The sequence below is a fragment of the Streptomyces sp. NPDC046215 genome, from assembly GCF_040646215.1.
Taxonomy (GTDB): Bacteria; Actinomycetota; Actinomycetes; order Streptomycetales; family Streptomycetaceae; genus Streptomyces; species Streptomyces stramineus.
Window position 1 is genome coordinate 1 of the sequence record NZ_JBEYZW010000082.1, and the last position, 16,966, is coordinate 16,966.

The 16,966-nt window shown below is 69.0% G+C and carries 21 protein-coding genes, 1 pseudogene and 1 CRISPR repeat array; of the genes and pseudogenes, 16 read left to right on the plus strand and 6 right to left on the minus strand.

All coding sequences use genetic code 11. The annotated features are described in order from the left end of the window. Nucleotides 1-1,615: GMC oxidoreductase (locus tag ABZ951_RS27155; protein ID WP_361280899.1), on the plus strand; the 1,615-nt coding region annotated here is incomplete at its 5' end. A gap of 165 nt (nucleotides 1,616-1,780) precedes the next feature. Here the strand turns inward: ABZ951_RS27155 and ABZ951_RS27160 are convergent. Next, nucleotides 1,781-2,344 (minus strand): TetR/AcrR family transcriptional regulator, encoded by a 564-nt coding sequence (locus ABZ951_RS27160; protein ID WP_344084421.1) that lies wholly within the window; start codon nucleotides 2,342-2,344, stop codon nucleotides 1,781-1,783. Nucleotides 2,345-2,381: 37 nt separating this feature from the next. On the opposite strand from ABZ951_RS27160, the gene ABZ951_RS27165 reads away from it, so the two are divergent. Beyond that, nucleotides 2,382-2,711: a darcynin family protein gene (locus ABZ951_RS27165; RefSeq protein ID WP_344084418.1), complete on the plus strand. Its 330-nt coding sequence runs from the start codon at nucleotides 2,382-2,384 to the stop codon at nucleotides 2,709-2,711. A 22-nt stretch (nucleotides 2,712-2,733) separates the two neighbouring features. On the opposite strand, the gene ABZ951_RS27170 is transcribed toward ABZ951_RS27165, so the two are convergent. Next, nucleotides 2,734-2,916 carry a hypothetical protein gene (locus ABZ951_RS27170; RefSeq protein WP_344084415.1) on the minus strand — a complete coding sequence of 61 codons (183 nt, stop codon included), beginning with the start codon at nucleotides 2,914-2,916 and terminating at the stop codon, nucleotides 2,734-2,736. A 505-nt stretch (nucleotides 2,917-3,421) separates the two neighbouring features. Between ABZ951_RS27170 and ABZ951_RS27175 the strand changes: the two genes are divergently transcribed. The 6 genes from ABZ951_RS27175 to ABZ951_RS27200 all read left to right on the plus strand — a co-directional run bounded on the left by ABZ951_RS27175 (nucleotide 3,422) and on the right by ABZ951_RS27200 (nucleotide 6,525). Next, on the plus strand, nucleotides 3,422-3,781 hold the full coding sequence (locus ABZ951_RS27175) for an RNHCP domain-containing protein (protein ID WP_344084412.1): 360 nt from the start codon (nucleotides 3,422-3,424) through the stop codon (nucleotides 3,779-3,781). A 23-nt stretch (nucleotides 3,782-3,804) separates the two neighbouring features. Next, entirely contained in the window at nucleotides 3,805-4,263 is a 459-nt protein-coding gene (locus ABZ951_RS27180) for an RNHCP domain-containing protein (RefSeq protein ID WP_344084409.1), read from the plus strand. Between the two features lie 349 nt (nucleotides 4,264-4,612). Then, a complete protein-coding gene (locus tag ABZ951_RS27185) occupies nucleotides 4,613-5,716 on the plus strand; it encodes a recombinase family protein (RefSeq protein ID WP_344084406.1) in 1,104 nt (367 codons plus the stop codon). Next, nucleotides 5,713-5,844, plus strand: coding sequence for a hypothetical protein (locus ABZ951_RS27190; RefSeq protein WP_344084403.1), 132 nt, complete (start codon nucleotides 5,713-5,715; stop codon nucleotides 5,842-5,844). The genes ABZ951_RS27185 and ABZ951_RS27190 overlap by 4 nt, the downstream gene beginning before the upstream one ends. A gap of 152 nt (nucleotides 5,845-5,996) precedes the next feature. Then, nucleotides 5,997-6,122, plus strand: coding sequence for a hypothetical protein (locus ABZ951_RS27195; RefSeq protein ID WP_344084401.1), 126 nt, complete (start codon nucleotides 5,997-5,999; stop codon nucleotides 6,120-6,122). Nucleotides 6,123-6,162: 40 nt separating this feature from the next. Further along, on the plus strand, nucleotides 6,163-6,525 hold the full coding sequence (locus ABZ951_RS27200) for a hypothetical protein (RefSeq protein WP_344084398.1): 363 nt from the start codon (nucleotides 6,163-6,165) through the stop codon (nucleotides 6,523-6,525). Between the two features lie 233 nt (nucleotides 6,526-6,758). On the opposite strand, the gene ABZ951_RS27205 is transcribed toward ABZ951_RS27200, so the two are convergent. Then, entirely contained in the window at nucleotides 6,759-7,601 is an 843-nt protein-coding gene (locus tag ABZ951_RS27205) for a hypothetical protein (protein WP_344084395.1), read from the minus strand. Nucleotides 7,602-7,958: 357 nt separating this feature from the next. On the opposite strand from ABZ951_RS27205, the pseudogene ABZ951_RS27210 reads away from it, so the two are divergent. From ABZ951_RS27210 to ABZ951_RS27220, 3 genes and pseudogenes are all read left to right on the plus strand, one after another. Beyond that, nucleotides 7,959-8,281 (plus strand): annotated as a pseudogene (locus tag ABZ951_RS27210) (alcohol dehydrogenase catalytic domain-containing protein); the annotation flags it as partial. Between the two features lie 154 nt (nucleotides 8,282-8,435). After that, complete coding sequence (locus tag ABZ951_RS27215; protein WP_344084392.1) at nucleotides 8,436-9,983, plus strand: RNA-guided endonuclease TnpB family protein; 1,548 nt, start codon at nucleotides 8,436-8,438, stop codon at nucleotides 9,981-9,983. A gap of 18 nt (nucleotides 9,984-10,001) precedes the next feature. Continuing rightward, a CRISPR array of direct repeats spans nucleotides 10,002-10,152; the repeat unit is 21 nt; unit sequence CGGGCGCGCGTGGAGCGACCG. Nucleotides 10,153-10,355: 203 nt separating this feature from the next. Beyond that, nucleotides 10,356-11,207, plus strand: coding sequence for a hypothetical protein (locus ABZ951_RS27220; protein WP_344084389.1), 852 nt, complete (start codon nucleotides 10,356-10,358; stop codon nucleotides 11,205-11,207). 67 nt (nucleotides 11,208-11,274) lie between these two features. On the opposite strand, the gene ABZ951_RS27225 is transcribed toward ABZ951_RS27220, so the two are convergent. Then, entirely contained in the window at nucleotides 11,275-11,646 is a 372-nt protein-coding gene (locus tag ABZ951_RS27225) for a hypothetical protein (protein WP_344084387.1), read from the minus strand. A 541-nt stretch (nucleotides 11,647-12,187) separates the two neighbouring features. Here ABZ951_RS27225 and ABZ951_RS27230 point away from each other — a divergent pair. Both ABZ951_RS27230 and vph read left to right on the plus strand, forming a co-directional pair. Beyond that, nucleotides 12,188-12,442 carry a peptidoglycan-binding domain-containing protein gene (locus ABZ951_RS27230; RefSeq protein ID WP_344084384.1) on the plus strand — a complete coding sequence of 85 codons (255 nt, stop codon included), beginning with the start codon at nucleotides 12,188-12,190 and terminating at the stop codon, nucleotides 12,440-12,442. 221 nt (nucleotides 12,443-12,663) lie between these two features. Beyond that, entirely contained in the window at nucleotides 12,664-13,530 is an 867-nt protein-coding gene (vph, locus tag ABZ951_RS27235; RefSeq protein ID WP_344084381.1) for a viomycin phosphotransferase, read from the plus strand. Nucleotides 13,531-13,588: 58 nt separating this feature from the next. Here vph and ABZ951_RS27240 read toward each other — a convergent pair whose 3' ends face one another. Further along, nucleotides 13,589-13,720 carry a hypothetical protein gene (locus ABZ951_RS27240; protein ID WP_344084378.1) on the minus strand — a complete coding sequence of 44 codons (132 nt, stop codon included), beginning with the start codon at nucleotides 13,718-13,720 and terminating at the stop codon, nucleotides 13,589-13,591. A 565-nt stretch (nucleotides 13,721-14,285) separates the two neighbouring features. Then, nucleotides 14,286-14,651 (minus strand): transcriptional regulator, encoded by a 366-nt coding sequence (locus ABZ951_RS27245; RefSeq protein ID WP_344084371.1) that lies wholly within the window; start codon nucleotides 14,649-14,651, stop codon nucleotides 14,286-14,288. A gap of 94 nt (nucleotides 14,652-14,745) precedes the next feature. Here ABZ951_RS27245 and ABZ951_RS27250 point away from each other — a divergent pair, with 94 nt between their 5' ends. The 3 genes from ABZ951_RS27250 to ABZ951_RS27260 all read left to right on the plus strand — a co-directional run bounded on the left by ABZ951_RS27250 (nucleotide 14,746) and on the right by ABZ951_RS27260 (nucleotide 16,541). Then, nucleotides 14,746-15,945 carry an MFS transporter gene (locus ABZ951_RS27250; protein WP_344084368.1) on the plus strand — a complete coding sequence of 400 codons (1,200 nt, stop codon included), beginning with the start codon at nucleotides 14,746-14,748 and terminating at the stop codon, nucleotides 15,943-15,945. 68 nt (nucleotides 15,946-16,013) lie between these two features. Further along, a complete protein-coding gene (locus ABZ951_RS27255) occupies nucleotides 16,014-16,148 on the plus strand; it encodes a hypothetical protein (RefSeq protein ID WP_344084365.1) in 135 nt (44 codons plus the stop codon). Nucleotides 16,149-16,223: 75 nt separating this feature from the next. Next, nucleotides 16,224-16,541, plus strand: a complete 318-nt coding sequence (locus tag ABZ951_RS27260) for a DUF6234 family protein (RefSeq protein ID WP_344084362.1) — start codon at nucleotides 16,224-16,226, stop codon at nucleotides 16,539-16,541. The last annotated feature ends 425 nt before the right edge of the window (nucleotides 16,542-16,966 follow it).

The following is a 16,966-nucleotide window of genomic DNA, read 5'->3' on the forward strand; positions in this document are numbered from 1 at the left end:
GACCCGCCGCCCCATGCCCGGCCGGGCGGCCCGGGGCGCCGCGGCGCTCGCCGCCCAGACCACCCCCCCCGCCGCCCCCCGGGCGCCCGCCGCCGGCACCGGCGGCGGAACGTTCGTCCCCGCCGTCGTGGTCGGCACCGGCTACGGAGCGGCCGTCTCCGCACTGCGCCTCGGCGAGGCGGGGATCCCCACGCTGATGCTGGAAATGGGCCAACTGTGGAACCAGCCCGGCCCGGACGGCAACGTCTTCTCCGGGATGCTCAGCCCCGACAAGCGCTCCAGCTGGTTCAAGAACCGCACCGAGGCCCCGCTCGGCAGCTTCCTCTGGCTCGACGTGATCAACAAGAACATAGACCCCTACGCGGGCGTGCTGGACCGCGTGAACTTCGACCAGATATCCGTCTACGTGGGGCGCGGCGTCGGCGGCGGCTCTCTCGTCAACGGCGGCATGGCCGTGGTGCCGAAGCGCTCGTACTTCGAGGAGGTCCTGCCACAGGTCGACGCGGCGGAGATGTACGACCGCTACTTCCCGCGCGCCAACACCACGCTCCGGGTCAACCACATCGACCGCGGCTGGTTCGAGGAGAGCGAGTGGTACAAGTTCGCCCGCGTATCCCGGGAGCAGGCCGGCAAGGCGGGCCTGGGCACCGCCTTCGTCCCCAATGTCTACGACTGGGATTACATGCGGCGCGAGGCCGCCGGTGAGGTGCCGAAGTCCGCGCTGGCCACCGAGGTCATCTACGGCAACAACCACGGGAAGCAGAGCCTCGACAAGACCTACCTGGCGGCCGCCCTCGGCACCGGCAAGGTCACCATACAGACGATGCACCAGGTCAAGAGCATCCGCCAGCAGAAGGGCGGCGGCTATGTCCTGACGGTGGAGCAGAAAAACGCGAACGGTGGCCTGCTGGCCACCAAGGAGATCGGCTGCCGCCACCTCTTCCTCGGCGCCGGCAGCCTCGGCACCACGGAACTGCTGCTCCGCGCACGGGAGACCGGCGCCCTCCCCGACCTCAACTCCGCGGTCGGCGCCGGCTGGGGCCCCAACGGCAACATCATGACCGCCCGCGCCAATCACCTGTGGAACCCCACCGGCGCCCACCAGTCCTCGATCCCCGCCCTGGGCATCGACGACTGGGACAACCGCGACGCCCCCGTCTTCGCGGAGATCGCCCCTATGCCCGCCGGCCTGGAGACCTGGGTCAGCCTCTACCTGGCCATCACCAAGAACCCCGAGCGCGGCACCTTCGTCTACGACGCCGCCCGCGACGCGATGAACCTCCGCTGGACCCGCGACCAGAACACCCCCGCGGTCAACGCCGCCAAGTCGCTGTTCGACCGCATCAACAAGGCGTGCACGACCATCTACCGGTATGACCTCTTCGGCGGCCAGGCCAAGAACTTCGCCGACGACTTCTGCTACCACCCGCTCGGCGGCTGCGTCCTGGGCAAGGCGACCGACGACTACGGCCGCGTCTCGGGCTACAAGAACCTCTATGTGACGGACGGTTCGCTCATCCCCGGCAGCATCGGCGTCAACCCCTTCGTGACCATCACCGCGCTGGCGGAGCGGAACATCGAGCGCGTCATCAAGCAGGACGTCACCGCGCCCTGACCCCCGGGCCGCAGACGCTCCCCGCCCCGAGTTCTCCGCCAGGCCGGTCCGCCCGCCCCACGCGGGCGGACCAGCCGGCTCCCGCTTCCCCTGCCCCGCGCCATGCCCGAGTGCCGGTGAGTTCATCGAAGAGGCCCATCGATGCCGCCGATGGCGCCGATGCGCTCAGGGCGCCAGCAGCGCGGTGATCAGAGATTTCACAGCGGCGTCGGTGCGCTGGTGGTCGTGGGTGACGAGACGGTCCAGCAGGAGGCCGCGGGTGCCGGAAACCAGTGCGGTGGCCCGCGCCCGAGCAGCTTCAGGTCGTTGTCCACACCGCATCAGAGCCTCGGCCAGCGGGTCTACCCAGCTGGTCACTTCGCGGGCCGCGAACTCCGTGTACGCGCTGTCGGGCACTACGGCCAGGGCCATGACCTGCAGCATCAATGGAGCGCTGCGTCGCTGCCCGCCGCTGGTGATGTCCTCCCACAGTGACAGCAGAACCCGCTGAAGGTCCTCCCCGCTGGTGATGTCCGCGAACAGTTCGGAGATCTCGGGGCGGGATGCCTCCAGGGCCTGGGAGAGCAGGTTCTCCTTGGTGGCGAAGTAATACACGAGCATCCGAGAGCTGGTGCCCAACTCCGCGGCGAGCGGGCGCAAGGACAGGCCGGCGATGCCGTGCCGGGCGAGGTAGTCGGTCACGTCGGCCAGGAGGGCCGCGCGTTTGCGGGTGTCGAGAGGTCGGGCCACAAGTTGACTGTACCGACTGTTTCATTAACCGTGAAGCATGGATGAAGCAATCGCTACAACAATTCCGTGGACCGTCTTCCTCGACGTCACCGTCAACCCGTCCTGGCTCACCCTCGCCCGGGGTGTACGGGACGCGATCCTCGCCGAACACCTCGCTCCGCTCCTGGAACGGCACGCCCCCGTCACGCGCATGGAATGGTTCGACGCCGACGCCTACAGCGCCACTCCCACGGACATCGGCGTCATCACCACCACGGACCTTGACGACTGGGCCACCCTGCTGACCGCGATCAAGGACTCTCCCCTGATCGCCCACGGGCACTACACGATCGACCGCGTCCTCGTCACCCGCAGCAGCACCCGCTGACGGCTCGTCAAGCGGGGCACGCTCAGAAGCTCGGCCTGGCCTGTCCTGCCTCGATGAGCTCCTCGCAAAGCGCGTCGGGCTGGAGGTCGTGGGGGAACGGCCCGCTGCGCGCTTTCCCCCCACCGCTGTGCCGGACGCGGTGCTGCTCCTCCTCCAGTAGCGTCCAGACCTCGATCAGGTCCTCCGGCTCCCACCCTCGCCGCACCCGCGCTCCCTCCGGTCGTCATGACCGGACCACCCTCGCCGAGCACGGCCCCTCGGTGAGCCCAAAAGATCGAAAACTCTGACAACCTCCCTAGAGCCGCCACAGAGAGCTACCTGCCACTGAGCGCAGCTTCGGGAGAGCAGGGCCATCTCCGCGGAAAAATCGTTGGCGCCGAGGCGGACATGCGGTTATGCTGATTTCCGTACTTTTGATCGCAAACTGGGACGTACCTGCGTACCGCCCGGTCACTGGCCTCGTGCCTTAGGAAGAGTGTTTTGATGACCCCGGCCCGCGCCGAGCGAGCCTCGCTGCACACCGTGTAAGCATCCGCCTGCTTCCGCCGCGCTGTCTGCGCGCGCCTGTCGGATGCCAGTTTCCGGTGTCGTAAGTCCATACCCCGCGCCCGCTTCCTCGTGAAGGCGTGGTGCGCCCGTATGGGCTCTCCCTCGTCGAGGCCGCTCGGCCTGCTTGCTGTCATGTCTGACTTCCCAGCAAGGAGCCCCGGGTGTCCACCAACACCTCCAACACCCTCGCCGTCGAAACCTTTACCTGCGCGTGGTGCGGTCTGACCGTGTCCGCGACCGCCGACGGCGCTCGTCGCAACCACTGCCCGTCCTGTCTGCACTCGCGGCACGTCACCGACCACGTCGAGGGCGGCCCCAGCGACTGCCACGGCCGGATGACGCCGATCTCCATCGCCGTGCTGCGCACCGGCGACTGGATGCTCATCCACCGCTGCGTACGCTGCGACGAACTCACCTCCAACCCGGTCTGCACGGACGACAACGAGCTCGTCCTGATGCGCATGGCCGTACGCCCGCTCGCCCAACCGCCGTTCCCGCTCGAAGCACTCGGCACCCTGTAACAGTCCGGAAGGAGGAGATCGCCATGCCTCGACGCAACACCAATCGAGCACCGGCTCCCGTACGCCAACGCTCACAGCGGCACAACGACCGTCGCTCGCAACGGCACAAGGACGTGCTCCACGAGCACGGCGGACACCGCGCGCACGACTTCAAATGCGCCGGATGCCGCCTGGACGTCTCCCTCGACGCGCCGGGTACCGGGCATCGCAACCACTGCCCCAACTGCCTGGTCAGCCTGCACGTCGACGCCCGCATCCCGGGCGACCGAGCGGCCTCCTGCCGAGGCCGCATGGAGGCGGTGAGCATGTCCGCGCGCCCCGACGGCGAGTGGATGCTCATCCACCAGTGCCTGAGCTGCGGTGAGCTGAGCGCCAACCGCATAGCGGGCGACGACAACCCGCTCGCCCTGGTGCGTCTGGCCCTCAGACCGCTTCAGGGCACGGGCACCGACATCGCCCACCGCGCACTGCTCACCCTGTAACCGCACCCGGGCGGGCCACGGGAACCACCGGCACCATGCCGGCCCTTGTGGCCCGCCCACCACCGGCCATTGCGGCTGCGCCAAAGAGGACGGAAATCGGAGTTTCTTCGCCGGCTGGAACAGTTACCCCGCATGAGCGCACTCGTTCGGCAGTGACCTCACCCCGAAGCTCCCGCAAGGCGAGAGGTACCTCTGTGCAGACGGAGTGACGCAGGGTCATTCTCGTAAATGACCAGATGCGAGAGTTCTGCGAGAGGCCCGGAGCCGACCACGTTTCCGCAGGCCGCGATTCGCAGAACACCTCTCAAAACTCCAGCGTTGTGCGAGACAGTTCCGACAGGCTGCCGGGGTGGACCTGACGCCTGATCAAGCCGCTCTTGCGGTAGAACGAAATGACTGTCCGAACTGCGAAGCAGGGGCCGGGAGCCCGTGCCGCACCCGCGGCGGGAAGACCACGACGAATTACCACACGCCGCGCTTCATCCTCGTCCCCGCACTCCACGAGGAGCTTCAGGTCCTCGTTCCCGAGGTCCGCGGCCCAGGCCGGCCATGGAAGCCGGACCCGCAGATCGAGGCCGCACCGGCCGCCGCCGCGGTGAAGCCGATCCGGATCGGGTACGCGCGCTGCTCTACCGCGCAGCAGGAACTCGCCTCCCAGCTCGACGCGCTCGCCCGGGCGGACTGCAAGCGGGTCTTCTCCGAGAAGGTTTCCACCCGCGTCAAGACGCGGCCCGAGCTGGAGAGGGCGCTGAAGCTCGCCTACGACATCCGGGAGACCGCCCTCGACCAGGAGGTCATCCTCACCGTCCACGAGCTCAAACGCCTCGCGCGCAACGCCGCCGAATTGATGACGCTCTCCGGCCAGCTCCAGGGCACCGGCGTCCAGCTCGAAGTCCTCACCGGCCCGCTCACCGGCGTCCACGACCCCAACGGCATGGGCGCCATGTTCTTCGCCGTCCTGGCCGCCGCCGACCAGATCGAGCGCAACTACATCCGCGAGAGAACCCTGGAAGGCCAGGTGGCCGCCGCCGCGAAGGGCAACCACGGCGGACGGCCGAAGGTCATCGACGACGACATGCTCCTCTTCGCCCGCGCGCTCAAGGACACGGGCGTCCCCGTTCCCGAGATCGCGAAGAAGCTGACCATCAAAACCGGCAAGAACGCGGGCAAGTACCCCTCCGTCGCCTCGCTCTACCGGGCACTCGCCGACGCGCAGGAGGACAGCACCCAGACCGAGGCGCAGATCATCGGCCCCCGGCGCCCGGTCCGGGCCCAGATCACCCGGCCCGGCAGCGGCACCGACCCCGAGCTGATGGGACGCCTCCAACGCCAGTTCCTCGACCCCGCCGCCGACGAGGTGCTGCACACGCTCGTGGAACAGGCCGAGGACGGGACAGACGACGTCGTGGCGGCGCTGCTGGCGCAGGCCCGGCGCGAAGGGGAGGGCGCGTGATCCCGGCACCGCACCGTACGAAGGGCCCCGGCGTACTCGGAGCCGAAGGCCCCGGCCACGTGGGACCGTTCGGTCGCCGGCCCGTCAACAGCGAGGACGAGGACCAGGGCAAGCCCGACCAGGAATAAGCGGCCGGAAACCGGCGATAGGCCGCGCGTCACCGCAATCCAGGAGCTACTGCGTTGTTTTTCGGCGAGTACCGGTCCGCTGCTGGCAGCGAGGGATTTCAAGATCATCCCACGGCCCGTTTCGGCTTACCTCGGCGATACCCCGAAATCGCATGACCGAGCCGAGCGGCGTCGACCTCGCGCGTCAGGCCCTGGTCCACGGCCCGGGAGGCGGCGAAGAAGAACGGCGCCACCACCAAGAAGCCGAAGCGGCGCACCGGCACGGTCGTACGGCGTGACGGGCGCGAGCCGCTCGGGCTCGGCGCGGCGATCGGTCTGATGATGGCCGAGCGCGGCATGGTCGCACCGGCCGCCGGCGGAAGCGCCCTCGCCGACTTCGATGCCATCCTCGCCGCGGCCGTGCCCGAGCTCACCGGCCGCGTGAGGGCGGTGGTGTGCGATGCGGACACCGGCCGCCTGAACGTGGTCCCCGACGCTCCGGCAGTCGGCACGAAGCTGCGCTTGAACGGCACCAGCGGGAAACGGAGCGCCGTAGCTAGGTTTCTCGCGGCTGCCGGCACCGGTGAAGCGCTACGCCTTCACCGCGAGGTCTCACATCTGCTCCAGCGGGACGTCCCTGACGAAGACACCGACCTGGTCATCCAGCTCACAGCTGACTGCGCCCAGCTCCGCCGTCAGTGACAGGCGCGGGGCCGGTACGTCCGGCGCGGGCCAGAGCACCTTAACTCTCACCGCGTACCCGGCCAATAGTCCAAGCCACGGTCGGCCACCCCGGCTTGGAAGGCTTACATCTGCCGGGGGTGCTGCCGAGCCTTAGCCAGAGCGGGAGAGAACAAAAAAGCGGCCCTCTCCGGCACGATGTCGAAACGTGCCGGAGAGAGCTCACACCATTGACGAGAGATGCTTTTCCTGCGTCAGGCGCCGGTGCCCGCAATCTTCGTCCTGCCGGAACCGTAAACCTTCACCTTAGCCCAGGGGTAGACGGTCGCATATTCACCGTAGACCGGGATCTTGAACGTGACCTTGCGCTTCATGATGGAAGTGGCAGAGGAAGCCGGGACCTTCGACTTGCGGTTCATCATTCTTCCGCCGACGTCGACCCCGCTGTCCTCATTGCTGGTGTTGTCGTACCGCTTGCCCCAAGCGCGCACCTTGCCACCCTTGTAATTGAAGCGCGCATACGTGTGGTACTTGAAAATCGTGTTACCGAAATAGCTGCGATGGGTGTAGGTGATGTGGGTCATTTTCCACTTGCCGCCCCGGACGCTGGCCGCCGCGACCGCGGCATCGCCCTCCGCGGGGGCGATCGGATCGACATCCGTCTCCTCGGGCGTCTCCTGCTCCTCGGAGGACTCGCTCGCCTTGGCATCGGCAGGAGGCTCGATCGCCGCGAGTTCGTCCTTGCCGAGCGGCTTTCCGGTTTCCGGGGACACGACCTCGCCGTCCTCGGTGACAACCGCCTCCGTCGCCGTCACCTCCAGCTTCCGAGGATCGGACACCTTCCGCGCCACCTCGGGGAATTCCTTCCGGAGGCTGTCGAGGAGAGCATAGTGTCTGTTGATCGTGGATTCCTGGCCCGAATCCAGGGCCGAACCTGTCGCATCGATCGCCGCCAGCAGCGCATGCAGCTGGGCCTTTTTGGCGGCATCCTGCGCCGGATTGTCCGCCGCCACGGCCGGAGTGAGTGTGGCCAGAAGCGCGGTAGCAGACACCGCCGTACCGACAAGCAGTTTTCGACTGCGGTCCAGTGAACGCATTATTCCCCCCATATAAAGTTCAGGGCATTTCGGAAAGTCACCCCGAGCCCTACGCCGGATCATAGGAGGAACGATCGAGCACGTGCAACTTACAAACAAGCTGGCCCCGCGGGGATCATGGGCATAAAATTGGAGCTTCCGGGCGATTCGCACACCGCATCGAGGAATTCCAAAGCTTGTTGATTATATATCGGCGAGAATCTTCAATTCCGTTTCCAGGGGCCAATTCGCGTGCGACCGGGCCGCCGCACCGGACATCGCCGCAGGCCAGGGTGGTCCTACCAGTGGTAGGCACGGCGAGTGGGTCGAAGGGGGTGCTGGCTGGCCCCGCCGCGGGCGCGCAGAATCGGGGGCGTGATGCACAGCACCACTGTCCACGCCGACGCCGCACCATCGCCCGCCGCGCCCCCGGAGCGGATCACCGTTTCGCGCCGGCCGGGCGAGCGCGACGTCCTCATAGAGATCAAGTGCTCGGGCGTCTGCCACTCCGACATCCACACCGCGCGAGGAGAGTGAGGCGAGCGGGCCTTCCCGGTCGCCCGGGGCGCGAGTTCTCGGGTGCGGTCACGGCGATCGGCTGCGGTGTCACTCGGTAGGCGGTCAGCGACCGGGTGGGCGTCGGCTGCTTCGTCGACTCCTGCCGCACCTGCGAGAACTGCCGGGCGGGCCTCCAGCAGTATGGAAACGACGACCCATAGATGCGCCCCCTCCGCGGCAGCTGGGCGTACAGCTTAAAACCCCTGCTCAAAGGCGCCTCCGGGCTCGTTGTCAGTGGGGTGCTCTAGAGTCGGCAACGACTCGTCGTCCATGGGTAGTTGAAGGTGGTGGTGCAGCGTGCAGAGGGAGGTACTCCGGGCGTTCCGGTTCGCACTGGACCCCACCGGCGCCCAGGTGGAGGTGCTGTCGCGGCATGCGGGTGCGGCACGGTGGGCGTTCAATCACGCCTTGGGTATGAAGGTGGCGGCGCACCAGCAGTGGCGGGGTGAAGTCCAGACCCTGGTGGACCGGGGGGTGGCGGAGCCGGAGGCGCGTAAGAGGGTACGGGTGCCGGTTCCGACGAAACCGGTGATCCAGAAGCACCTGAACCGGATCAAGGGCGATTCGCGGAGAGAAGAGCTCCCGGAAGGGTTTCACGGGCCGGTCCGGCCGTGTCCGTGGTGGCACGAGGTCAACACCCACACCTTCCAGTCTGCGTTCATCGACGCGGACACCGCGTGGAAGAACTGGCTGTCATCCCTGGCCGGGAAGCGGAAAGGCCGGAAGGTCGGCTACCCGAGGTTCAAGAAAAAGGGGCGGGCCCGCGACAGCTTCCGCCTCCACCACGACGTGAAGAAACCCGGCATCCGCCTGGCCGGCTACCGGCGGCTGCGCCTCCCCACGATCGGGGAAGTACGGCTGCACGACTCCGGAAAACGGCTCGCCCGGCTGGTCGACAGGGGTGAGGCGGTCGTGCAGTCGGTGACCGTCTCGCGCGGCGGGCACCGCTGGTACGCCTCCGTCCTGTGCAAGATCACCATGAACATCCCGGACAAGCCCACACGGCGGCAGGCCGGGCGCGGCCGGGTCGGCGTCGACCTCGGCGTGAAACACCTCGCCGCCCTGTCCAAACCCCTCGACCCCGACGACCCGCACACCCAGTACATCGCCAACCCGCGGCACATGCGCCGGGCGGAGAAACGGCTCGTGAAAGCGCAGCGGGCGCTGTCACGGACCCAGAAAGGCTCCGCACGCCGCGAGAAAGCCAAACGACGCCTCGGCCGGCTGCATCACGAGATGGCGGTGCGCCGCGAAAGCGCCCTGCACGCGGTGACCAAGCAGCTCGCCACCCGGTTCGCCGCCGTGGCCGTCGAGGACCTCAACGTCGCCGGGATGACAAGCTCGGCCCGCGGCACGATCGAGACGCCGGGTAAACGGGTGCGGCAGAAGGCCGGCCTCAACCGCGCCCTCCTGGACGCCGCGCCGGGCGAGTTCCGGCGCCAGCTCACCTACAAGACTTCCTGGTACGGCTCTAAGCTGGCGGTCCTGGACCGCTGGTGGCCCTCCAGCAAGACCTGCTCCGACTGCGGATGGCAAAACCCACGCCTGACGCTCACGGACAGGACGTTCCACTGCACCACCTGCGGCCTGACCATGGACCGGGACACCAACGCCGCCCGGAACATCGAACGCCACGCCGTAGACGATCCATCCGTCGCCCCTGGTACAGGGGAGACACAAAACGCCCGTCGAGCATCCGTAAGACCAGCCGGCCCCAGGGCCGACCGGCAGGGCGCGATGAAGCGGGAAGACACCGGGCCACCAGGTCCAGTGCCACCTCAGCGGAGCAATCCGCTGACGCTCCCCACACCCACAACGGATCACGAAATGGCAAAGCGGCCATAAATCCGCTGGTCAAAAAGTGTCCCGCCCGGGCGCGCGTGGAGCGACCGGTACGAGGTCCAGCTGGCGGCCTCCACCTTGAGTCCCGCTCGGGCGCGCGTGGAGCGACCGTGGAACCCGGGCACCCGCGACCGCAACCTCGCGTCCCGCCCGGGCGCGCGTGGAGCGACCGCAGCCAGCGGACGGCAGCACGTCACAACTGCACCAACACCAGCAAGGCGTCGTGGCGCAATCACGTGGACGTCGACGTGAACGGCCAGGGCGACACGGCCGACCGGCCGTACCGCCAGGCCGACGTGGCCTGCCAGGTGTCCTGAGAACGAGCATCCGCTGTGCCGCGTGGCCGCGCGGCACAGCGGACAGAGAGGAATCGGCGTGCCGGAGCACAACGCGGCGGAACGACCGGGCGTGGTGCCCGAGGCCCGGCGGACCGCGGGCACCCTCTTCGCCGCCCTGCACGGTGAGCTCACCGCGCACGCCTGGGCCGGCCCCGACGTCGGTCCCGACGCCTACGCGCTCTTCCACCAGCGGTCGCTCGCCATGGGATGGCTCGACGACAGGTCGGCCGGGGGCGGCACTGAGGACCGGATGCGGCGGGCACCCGGGCTGTGGGCCATGAACGACGCCGGACAGCGGACTCCGGCCGCCGGGGCCGGCCCGGTCGCGTGGTTCCAGGTGGAGGCCAGTGCCGTGGCGGACGACCGGCCGCTGCCCGTACGGCCGTTCCTGGAGTGTGCCGAGAGCGCGACCGCACAGCTCGGCACACTGCGCCTGACGGCCGTACAACTCCTCCTGCCGCTCCAGGGGCTCGACGCCGCGGCCCGCCCCGCGTACGCGCCCGTCCCGTCGATGCTGACGGCCGACTGGTTCGCCGGGCGGGATCCACGGTCGAGGACGCCCGTGGAGGTCGGCGTCGACAGCGGCCGGGACCCGGGCGTCCACGACGTGGCGGAACGGCTCGCGGACCGCCTCCGTCACCTGGACCAGCCGGTCTTCGTCTGCCGCTCGTACGACCTCGCCAGCCCGGACGCCGTCCCCGCCCCGCCGTTCGACGACAGCTTCTGGAACGGCCCGCCCCAGCACGGCATGGTGCTGCGCGGGGACCTCGCCGAGTGGTCGTGCGACGCGGTCGGCTGGCTGGCCGAGACCGTCGCCGACACCGCCGCCTCCCTCGGCGTGCGGTCGCCGCTGCTGTTCACCGTCACCCGGGCCCGCTCAGCCGGCTGACGGCGGGCCGGGCGGCCCCCCCTCGGGCCGCCGGGGCCGGTCCGCACGCGCGCGCACCGCCCGGCCCTCACTCGGCCTTCCGGAACACCTCCGACATCCCGTCCCCCGTGTCGGGGGCCGGCGGCCCCGGTGCCGCCGGCGGCATCAGTCCGACCCGCGCGGCCAGTTCCCGGCCGTGCACGTCGACGGCGGCCTCGATCAGGCCCGCGAGCGCCTCCAGGCCGGTACGGGCCCGGGAGCGGGCCACGGCCGCGCAGTCGGCTGCGGCCACCGCGGCCGGCCACCACCAGCCGGCGAGCAGGGCGTAGCCGACGGCGACCTCAAGTCCGCCGATACCGCGGCCCTTCTCGGCGTTCCTCTCGGTGTTGTCGGTCTGGTGATTGCTGTCGTGGCGCTGCGTAAGCCGTTCGAAGGCATGGCCTTCAGCCTCATGGACCACACCTCGGCCGGGGTTCGGGCCTTTGTCTTCTCCTCACCCAGCTGCGTCCGGTGCGGGCGAGTCACTGTGCTGTGCGCAAGTGCTCCGCAGGGCAGTGACCAGGGAGTGCCAGCCCAGCGGTCGCGCGCGGTCTGCTCGCCGCCGAGCCTGCGTGCTGGGGAGCCTGGCTAGATGGGGAACGGCCGGCCGGGGCAGGTGCTGGTAGAAACCAGCGTGCGCTGCGGCAGTTGCAGCCGCAGGCGCTGATACCACAGAAGCCGTGGCGAAACATCCTTCCCGCATCGGACGCCCCCAGGCCCCGGCTGCCCTTAAAGTGCCGCCGGTTCAATACCGCAGTGGCAGCCACACCAACCATGAAATAGGGGATTTCATGAATCACCGCTCCTGGGGGAAGCCAAAGCGCACGAGTGTCAAGATTATGACTGCTGTGAGTGCCGGGTTTCTGGCGTCCGCAGTCCTGGCCGGCACAGCAACCGCCGCCTCACCGGCGCCGAACGCAGCGGACACAGCGCCCGCCGCGTCTGCATCGGTCCGCTGCTACATGCACCAGACCATCGGTGTCTACTGCGGCTTCTACAGGGGCACGGATCAATCCGACTTCGGCGACTCGGGCCCCAAGGTCAAGGAAATCCAGGCGCTGCTCCTGGACACCGGGTACAGCGTCGGCCCGAAGGGTATAGACGGCTACTTCGGCAAGGACACCCGGTCGGCAGGCAAGGCCTTCCAGGCGAAAAACAAGCTTGCCGCGGACGGCATCGTCGGCCCCAAAACCTGGTCAGCCCTGCGTATGGCCTGACGTCCGGTACGGATCGCTACCGCTCCTCCAAGCGGCCGGTCTGCCCGGGAGGAGCGGAGCCCGCACCCAGGCATTGAAATGCCTCCGGGTGATCTCGTCGGGCGGTGACCGCCAGGCGTCCGCGGGGGACAGCCCGCCGTCGAGCCACCGTGCCGAGAAGCCGGGCTCAGTAGAAAACGCGAGGTCGCACAAGAAGCCGGGGGAGCCAAGGTTCACGCGCGATGGAGATTCTCGAGACGCACCACACTCTGCTGAGCAGGCTGCTGCCCGGTGACAGGCCGGATGGTCTCACTGTTCGTCAGGGGCAGTTCCATCACGTCGTCATCGGCACGGAGCGCGTCGTCTGCTTCGCCCGCACCGGCGCTGCGGCCCGGCGGCTGCCCGACCGGGCGGCGCGCTTGCGCACCCTTGCCGGGCTCGCCCTCGGCTTCCAGACCCCCGAGCCGCTGGAGGAGGGCGCCGCTACGAGCCCTGACAAGACGGCGTATCTGGTGCTCGACCGCATCCCAGGAGCTCCCCTGGAGGCAGAGTCTCTCGAGAGCCCTGAGGTGGCCGGGGCGGTCGCCGCCCAGTACGCCACGCTGCTGGCAGGGCTGGCCGCGGCCGGCGGCGACCATACGGTTCGCGCGGCGCTTCCGCACGCCCCCGGAGGGGAGTGGCGGAGGTTCGCCGACGGCGTCCGGGCGGAGCTGTTCCCGCTCATGAACGACGCCGGCCGCGCGCGGGCCGGGCGGGAGCTCGCCGCCCTCGGCGGCCTCCCCCACCTCACCTCCGCCGTAGTCCACGGAGACCTCGGCGGGGAGAACGTGCTGTGGGAGACCGCCGGCGGGCTGCCGCGGCTCAGCGGAGTGGTCGACTGGGACGAGGTCACCCTCGGCGACCAGGCCGAGGACCTCGCCGCGATCGGCGCCAGCTACGGCGAGGAACTGCTCGACCGGGTGCTCGCCCTCGGCGACGGGCCACAGGACGGCGACGTGGCCGGCCGGATCGCCACGATCCGCGGCACCTTCGCCCTGCAGCAGGCCCTCTACGCGCAGCGCGACGCTGACAAGAAGGAACTGACCGACGCGCTGACCGGCTACCACTGAGCACATACCGCCCGCTCCTGCGCTGTGGCCGTACGGCGCTGGGCAGTGCTGATCTTGATCAGCCCAGGTCGGCGCTGGCCAGGGCGACCGCGAGCGCGATGTGGGGGACGGCGCTCAGACAGAGCTCCGCCGCCGTGCTCGGATCGGACGCGGTCTGCACCTCCTGCAGCGCCAGCAGACCTGTCAGCACTGCGGAGTCGACCGCCTCGTTGACAACCCCGTTTGCGGCGAGCTCGCCGCCAGCTTACGCAGCAAGGCGGCCGCCTCCTCCGGGGCGCGCCGCCACCGTCCGGCGACCTCGTCGCCGGCGGTCACCAGGTCCATCGCGGAGGACTGCTCCACCGTCGGCAGCGGCACACCCTGCTCACGCGGCGGGCCGGTCTGCTTCGCGAGCTCCCGAGCCGCCGCCACAGCGCACCGCGCGTCGTAGGTCCGCCGGGCCTCCTCCCGCTCCCACGCGGCGACAGCCGGCCACCGGGCGCAGACGTTATCTAGCCTGCAAGCTGTTTGCGCAGGTCAGAGTGCTAGACGGCAATAAGGCACGCTCCAGGTGCAGGCCGCGCAGCCCTGTACGGTGCGGCACGTCTACTACCTCGGCCTCGGTCGGCTGTGGGAGAAGGACGCCGGGAAGTCCCGCCGCAACTACTCCGTGCCGACCGGCGAAACTCGGCCACATGGGAAGGCGGCGGGGTGGTCGCCGTCGGTGGCGGCCAGTACGTAGGCCCCGGTTTGGCATCCCACCCGGCCAGTATCCGTCATGAGTGTCCGGCCGCGGCGCTGGCGGTCGATTCGCTGGCCGCGGCGTCGGCCGCGTGCTCGGCGCGGAAGCTGTCGATGAGGGTCTCCAGCAGCCCCGGATAGCGACTGTCCAAGTCGTCTCTGCGCAGCGAGATCCAGCAGCGGGTGCTCTCCGAGCGGGTGCGGGTCACCCCCGCCTCCCGAAGGATCTTGGTGTGGTGCGATGCCGTCGACTTGGGGGTCTCGCCAGTGAGTTCCTTAGATGTGTACTCCTGCCCGTCCATCAGCCGGGCGACCATGCCGAGCCGAGTGTCGTCGCTGAGCGCGTTCAGCACGTCGGCGAGCCTGATGTCCCCCGTGGCGGGGTGTCGGTATGTGCGCACCTCGCCAGGATCGCACATTTAGTCGTCGGTGCGCCTCTCACCTGCTATGTTCAATGTTCTCGAACTTCGAACTATTGAGAGGAGCCGACGGCGCATGCGTCGCATCCTGTTGCTGGCCCTGGGGTCGTTCGCCCTCGGGCTGGACGCCTACGTCATGGCCGGCCTGCTGCCGGTCGTCGCCGGTGATCTTCAGGTCTCCGCCTCGGCCGCGGGCCAGATGGTCACCGTCTTCACGCTCTGCTACGCCCTCGCGGCCCCCGTTTTCGCCACTGTGCTCGCCGGGCGGCCCGCTCGCGTGATCCTCTCCCTGGCGCTCGCCGTCTTCACCCTCGCCAACGCGCTCTCCGCGCTGTCAACGTCACTGACAATGCTGCTTATCGCCCGCGCCATAGCGGGCATCGGCGCGGGCATCTACTCCCCGCTCGCCGCGGCCACCGCCGCCGCCCTCGCGCCGGCCGAGCGCCGCGGCCGGGGACTGGCGATCGTCATGGGCGGGATGAGCATCGGCACGGTCGTCGGTGTCCCGGTCGGCGTGCTGCTCGCCCACCACATCAGCTGGCGCGGCACTCTCTGGCTGGTCACCGCGCTGGGCCTGATCGCGCTGCTTGGCGCGGCCACCTCGCTGCCCGGACTCGCTGCCTCGCCCCCGCCTGCGCTCAAGGAACGCATCGGTGTGCTGGCCAACCGCCGGGTTGCCCCCATCGCGCTGGTCTCCTTCCTCGGCGGCATCGCGAGCCTGGGCCTGTATACCTACCTGGCCTCTTTCCTCTCCGACTCCGCCGGCTTGTCGGACCCGACCGGATACCTGTGGGCCTGGGGTATCGGCGGCGTGGTGGGCAGCCTCTGCGTGGGCCCGCTGGTGGACCGGACGAAGAAGGCCTACGGTATCGCCACCGTCCTCTTTGCCCTGTTGGTCGTCTCCGAAGCGGTGCTGCCAGGCGTCGCCACCACCCACTGGGGCCTGATCCTGCCGCTGGTCGTATGGGGCGCCTCCGGGTGGGCCCTGCAGGTCCCTCAGCAGCACGAGTTGATCGCTGCCGAGCCGGAACACAGCTCCGTCGCCATTTCGCTCAACAGCTCCGCCGTCTACCTGGGCAGTGCCACGGGTTCGGCGCTAGGCGGTCTCGCCCTGGCCTCGGGCGTGGCCCCGTCCGGCCTGCCGTACTGCACTGCGCTGATCGCCGTCGTCGGCCTAGTGCTGCACGTGACCTTGGTCCGCTGGGGCCGTAAGCGCCCAGTGCCGGTCCGTCAGGCCGCGCCGGTCACCGATGTCGAGGCGAAGGCCTGCGCGTAGGCACGATGCTGCCGAAGATCCGCCCGGCTTAGTTCACCGGTAAGGCGATCTGCGGTGACCCTGAGACGGTGCACGGTATCGTCACGAGCGGAAGACCGCAGGCCGACGGCGACAGCCCCACGTCGATGCAGTCCTTCCATCCCAAGCCCGCAGGCGCCCGCCTCTATGCGGACTCCCTTGAGCACACGCTCGCCGGGAAGTAGCCACAATCCATGAGTGCGGCGGGGCCCTGTGGCCCCGCCGCACTCCACGACGCCGCATCGCTGTGAGGAGCAATCGTGGAGCGAAAACGGGAGTCGGGGGGCACTGACTTCCTGTTTGCTGTCCTTCTGATCGTCCTGGATGTGATGGTCACAGCCCTTGCCTTCCTGATGGCTCTGGGCCAGACCGAATACCCCCTCTTCAGCGGCAGGCAGGACAGCGCCCCCGACATGACACCCCTGGTAAGCACGATGGCCATCCTGGGCATCGTGATCGCCCTGTCGGCGTGGCCGCTGCTGCGCGGCCGGCTCCCTGCCTGCGGCTGGCTGCAGATTCTGTTCGGCGGGGCGCTGTGCTGCCTGACGCTGTACGGAGCGATACAGAACGGTGGGTAACGCACGGCCGCTATAGGTGCCCTGTTCCTCCAGAGTGTGTTGGAAACCCCTGGTCGAAGGGTTGGCGGTGTTGGATATGGCCGTGGCGTCTGGTGGCGCCGGTCTGCGGCGCTTCAAGCACCGCAGACCGCCGGGGGGCGCTCCGGGCAGGCGGAGATGACCATGGCCGCGTTGAGCGTGGACAACAATGCCTGCGTCCGCTCCGCAAGGCGGAGGTGGGCCGATCGGCGAGCAAGGCGCCAACTCCTCACACCGGTTGCACAGTCATCCTGTCCAATGACGCGTCCAGCTCAGGCAAGACCAGCATCGCCCGGCGGCCGCGTAGAGACGAGGAACTCCGCCCCTCGGGAGTAGGGCACCGCAGCGGCCCAGCGGGCAAGCGTCAGCCAACACCATCTTTCCACGCTCTGCCTCCGCGAGCGCGG

What these genes read in the sequence shown, in the direction of transcription:
- ABZ951_RS27195 (WP_344084401.1), top strand. Translation starts at nt 5,997, where the DNA reads ATGACCGAGCCGAGCGGCGTCGACCTCGCGCGTCAGGCCCTGGTCCAC.
- ABZ951_RS27230 (WP_344084384.1), top strand. Translation starts at nt 12,188, where the DNA reads ATGCACCAGACCATCGGTGTCTACTGCGGCTTCTACAGGGGCACGGAT.
- ABZ951_RS27165 (WP_344084418.1), top strand. Translation starts at nt 2,382, where the DNA reads ATGGATGAAGCAATCGCTACAACAATTCCGTGGACCGTCTTCCTCGAC.
- ABZ951_RS27200 (WP_344084398.1), top strand. Translation starts at nt 6,163, where the DNA reads ATGATGGCCGAGCGCGGCATGGTCGCACCGGCCGCCGGCGGAAGCGCC.
- ABZ951_RS27205 (WP_344084395.1), bottom strand. Translation starts at nt 7,601, where the DNA reads ATGCGTTCACTGGACCGCAGTCGAAAACTGCTTGTCGGTACGGCGGTG.
- ABZ951_RS27180 (WP_344084409.1), top strand. Translation starts at nt 3,805, where the DNA reads ATGCCTCGACGCAACACCAATCGAGCACCGGCTCCCGTACGCCAACGC.
- vph (WP_344084381.1), top strand. Translation starts at nt 12,664, where the DNA reads ATGGAGATTCTCGAGACGCACCACACTCTGCTGAGCAGGCTGCTGCCC.
- ABZ951_RS27250 (WP_344084368.1), top strand. Translation starts at nt 14,746, where the DNA reads ATGCGTCGCATCCTGTTGCTGGCCCTGGGGTCGTTCGCCCTCGGGCTG.